Source organism: Labrys neptuniae (assembly GCF_040797145.1).
GTDB classification, from domain to species: Bacteria; Pseudomonadota; Alphaproteobacteria; order Rhizobiales; family Labraceae; genus Labrys; species Labrys neptuniae.
Map to the genome: position 1 here is coordinate 1 of NZ_JBFNQD010000039.1, position 4,393 is coordinate 4,393.

2 protein-coding genes are annotated in these 4,393 nt (G+C 64.7%); both read right to left on the reverse strand.

The window, feature by feature from the left end:
* Positions 1-194: 194 nt before the first annotated feature.
* A complete protein-coding gene (locus ABXS05_RS34800; protein WP_311932941.1) occupies positions 195-1,736 on the reverse strand; it encodes a trimethylamine methyltransferase family protein in 1,542 nt (513 codons plus the stop codon).
* Positions 1,733-4,144 (reverse strand): GcvT family protein, encoded by a 2,412-nt coding sequence (locus tag ABXS05_RS34805; protein ID WP_311932940.1) that lies wholly within the window; start codon positions 4,142-4,144, stop codon positions 1,733-1,735. The genes ABXS05_RS34800 and ABXS05_RS34805 overlap by 4 nt, the downstream gene beginning before the upstream one ends.
* Positions 4,145-4,393 lie beyond the last annotated feature (249 nt).

The window sequence follows — 4,393 nt, forward strand, 5'->3', positions numbered from 1 at the left end:
TCTTCAACGACCCAGGATCGCACGGTCTCTCGCCCGCACCCATCCTGACACAGTCTAACTACACAGGGACCGCCGGCGTCCAGCCGGCTCTTGCAACCACTGTACTCGTCAAGAAAGAAGAGCCGGCTGGAAGCCAGCGGTCCCAGAAAACCGGCGCTGCGCCTATCGCTTGTTCGGTCTTGATACCGTTGGACTCACCCCCCGATCTCCTCCTTGCGCCTGGCGATATAAGCACCCACTGCCTCACGCACGGCCGGATCGAGGGGCGGAGGGACATAGGCATCGCGCGTCTTCTTCCAGACATCCAGTGCCCGGTCGGTCGCGGTGCGCTCGCCGGCATCGCGCCAGTTTTCGAAATTGGACCAGTCGGAGAGCACCGGGCGATAGAAGGCGTTCTCGTAGCGGGCGAGCGTATGGGGGGAGCCGAAGAAATGCCCGCCCGGCGCCACGCCCCGGATCGCATCGAGGGCGATCTCGTCGTCGCCGAACTCGATGGGCTTGAGGATCTCGGCCCAGCCCCGCAGCAATTCGGCATCGATCACGATCTTTTCCAGGCTCGCCGACAGCCCGCCTTCGAGCCAGCCGGCCGCATGGTTGATCAGGTGGCTGTGGCTCATGATCGCTGCCCACAGCGAGAAGCTGGTCTCCCAGGTCGCCTGCGCATCCGGCGCCGGACTGGCATTGACGGCACTGGTGCGCACCGGCACGCCAAGGCGACGGCCGAGCTGGGCGGTCGCCAGGGCCGCGTTGACATATTCGGGCGTGCCGAAGGCGGGAGACCCCGTCTTCATGTCGACATTGGAGGTGAAGCCGCCCATCACACAGGGCGCGCCGGGCCTCAGCATCTGGCAGAGCGCGATGATCGAGAGGGCTTCGGCCGTCTGCTGCACCAAAGCGCCGGCCAGGGTCACCGGCGCCATCGCCCCCATCAGCGTAAAGGGGGTGATCACCACGCATTGGCCGTGCTCGGCCATGATCATGATGCTGTCGAGGATGTCCTCGTCGACCACGCGGGGCGAATTGACGTTGGTCACCGTCATCAGGGTCGGACGTTCGGCTAGGGCCTCGATGCTGCAGCCATGCTCGATCGCCGAAAGCGCCAGGGCATCGCGCGCCTGCACGCCGCCGACGCCGCGCGCCGCCCAGACCAGATCCGACAATTCGATATGGGCGCGGTACATCTCCAGATGCCGCACGGGGACGGCGATGTCGACCGGCTCCACCACCACGCCGCCCTGCCAGTGCAGGAGGCCAAGGCCGTTGGTGATCTTGAGGATGTCGCGAAAGGCCTCGAGATCGCCATAGCGCCGGCCGCGCTCGAGATCACGAATATTGGGTGCGCCGTTGACCGGGCCGAAATTGACAACATTGCCGCCGACATGCAGGTCCCGCTCGGGATTGCGCGCATGCAGCACGAAGCGGCTGGGCGCCTTGGCCAGCATGGCCTCGACGATGTCGCGCCCCAAGCGCACCATCTGCGTCGCCTCATCCACCAGGGCACCATGGGCGGCATAGGCCTGGCGCGCTCGCGGGCTGAGGATCTTCATGCCGTCGGTTTCGAGCAGGGCATAGGCGGCATCGAGGATGCGCTCGACCTGCTCGGGCGAGAGGATGTCGACCGGCGCGAAGCGATTGGCCAGCCGCGGCATCGGCGGGGTGGCCGCCCCGGTGTTGCGGCTGCCGCGCTCGCGGCGGCCGGCACGGCCGTGCTCGGACCCGGTGTTTTCCCGGCTCATCCGCGCAGCCTCCCGCCATTGGGATCGTGCAGGGGCGCCGCCCGCAGGATAGCGGGACGGTCCTCACCGAAAATGTCGATGGCGAAAGCGGCACCGTCCTCGTGATACTCGCTCTTGACATAGCCGATGGCGAGGCTCTTGCCGACATAATGGCCATAGCCACCCGAGGTGACGTGGCCGACGACCGTGCCGTCCTTGAGGATCGGCTCATAGCCGATCACTTCCGTATCCGTGTCGACCTCCAGGACGGCAAGGCGGCGCCTGGGGCCGCGCTCGCGTTCCGCCAAAGCGGCGTCGCGGCCGGTGAAGCCTTCCTTCCTGAAGTCGATGAAGAGATCGAGCCCGGTTTCGGCCGGCGTGTAGTCGGGCCGAAAATCCTTGTTGAAAGAGCCATAGCCCTTTTCGAGGCGCAGGGAAGAGAGCGCCCTGCCTCCGAACAGTCTGAGCCCGAGGTCGGCGCCCGCTTCGACGATCTCGTCATAGAGCGTGGCCTGGAAGTCCGGCGTGGTCCAAACTTCGTAGCCGAGCTCGCCGGTGAAGCCGGCGCGCGAGAAGATCACCGGGGACATGCCGACGGCCGTCTCCTTGACCGCAAAGAGCTTGAAGGCGTCGGGCGAAAGATCCTCGCGCACAAGGCGCTGCATCAGCGTGCGAGCGTTCGGCCCGGCGATGGAAAAACCGGTCAGGGTCGAGGCAGCGGAACGCACATGCACGTTTTCGGGCGGTTTTTGCTGCCAGAACCAGCGCATATGATAGGCCTCGGCGAAGCCCGAGCCGATCAGCAGATAGCGGTCCATCGCGAGGCAGGCGATGGAGAGGTCGCCGACGATGCGTCCCTCAGGGTTGAGCATCGGCGCGATTGCCATGCGGCCCGGCCGGGGCAGTTTGCAGGCGAGCAGCTTGTCGAGCCAGGCGCGTGCGCCGGCACCGGTGATCTCGTATTTGCCGTAGTTGGAGGTCTCGTAGAGGCCGACGGCCTCGCGCACCGCCAGGCACTCGGCCCTGACATGCGGAAAGGCGTTGGAGCGGCGATAGGTCGGATTCTCGGTGGGCTCGACGCCCGGGGGCGCGAACCAGAGCGCGTGTTCCAGGCCGAAATTGGCGCCGAACACGGCGCCGGCCTTTTTCAGCCGGCCATAGATCGGGGTGCGGCGCAGCGGGCGCGCATCCGGCAATTCCTCATTGGGAAAGGCGAGGCGGAAACGGCGGCGATAATTCTCGATCACCTTGGCCTTGGTGTAGCGTGGCGTGGCGAACACGCCGAAACGCGCGACGTCCATGGCCATGATATCGGCGCCCGGATCGCCCTCGGCCATCCAGCGTGACAAAGTGAGGCCGATGCCGCCGCCCTGGCTGAAGCCCGCCATCACGGCGCAGGCGACCCAGAAATTCGGCAGGCCCTTGACCGGACCGACCAGCGGATTGCCGTCGGGGGCGAAGGTGAAGGGGCCGTTGATCGACTTCTTGATGCCAGCGCGCCCGACCGCCGGGAAATGCTCGAAGCCGACTTCGAGCTCGGGAGCGATACGGTCGAAATTGTCGGGCAGCAGCTGAGTAGCGAAATCGTCAGGCGTCTTGTCGACCGACCAGGGCGTGCAGTTGTGCTCATAGGTGCCGAGCAGCGCGCCCTTGCCCTCCTGGCGCACATAGATCTCGCCGGAGAAATCGGTGGTGTTGATGATCTCCTTGTCCAACTCTTCCAGCTCGGGGATGGCCTCGGTGACGATGTAATGATGCTCCATCGCCAGCACCGGCAGCTCGATGCCGACCATGCGCCCGACCTCGCGGGCCCACAGGCCGCCGGCATTGACGACATGCTCGGCATGGATGGAGCCCTTGTCGGTGGCAACGTCCCAGGAACCGTCGGGGCGCTGGCTGAGGCCGGTGACACGGGTGAAGCGATGGATCTCGGCGCCGAGCTTGCGGGCCGCGGCGGCATAGGCGTGGGTGGTGCCCCAGGGATCGACATGGCCACCATCCGAACGCCAGAGCGCGCCGGTGAAGTATTTCTCCTCGATCAGCACGTTGCGGCGCTTGGCCTCGGCCACCGGGATGATCTCGGTTTCCATGTCGAGATAGCGGGCCCGGCTGGCCACCAGGCGCAGATAGTCCATCTCGCCCTCATTGGCGGCGAGCATCAGGCCGCCATTGGCATGGATGCCGCAGGACTGGCCCGTCAGCGCCTCCAGCTCGCGATAGAGGTCGATCGTGTATTTCTGCAGCTTGGAGACGTTGGCGTCGCCATTGAAGGTGTGCATGCCGCCGGCGGCGTGCCAGGTCGAGCCCGAGGTCAGCTCGTTCTTCTCGATGAGGGCGACGTCCGTCCAGCCGATCTTGGCCAAGTGATAGAGGATGGAACATCCCACCACGCCACCGCCGATCACCACGGCACGCACTTCGCTCTTCATTCCCGGGACCCTTTCAAAGCAGGAGTCCCTGATACACGACATCAGCCCGCTTCGCGACGATGGTAGGGAAAACGCATCGATGACAAAACAAACATGACGAGAGTGAACTTATCGGGTTTTATGGATCAAAAGTTAGAAAAATAAACAATTGATGGATAAGAAAACAGATTGATCCTGGCAACTGTAGTTGAGCGAGTGTCATGCCTTGAAGGTGACCTGATCTCGCACGATGGCATTGAGAGTGACGAG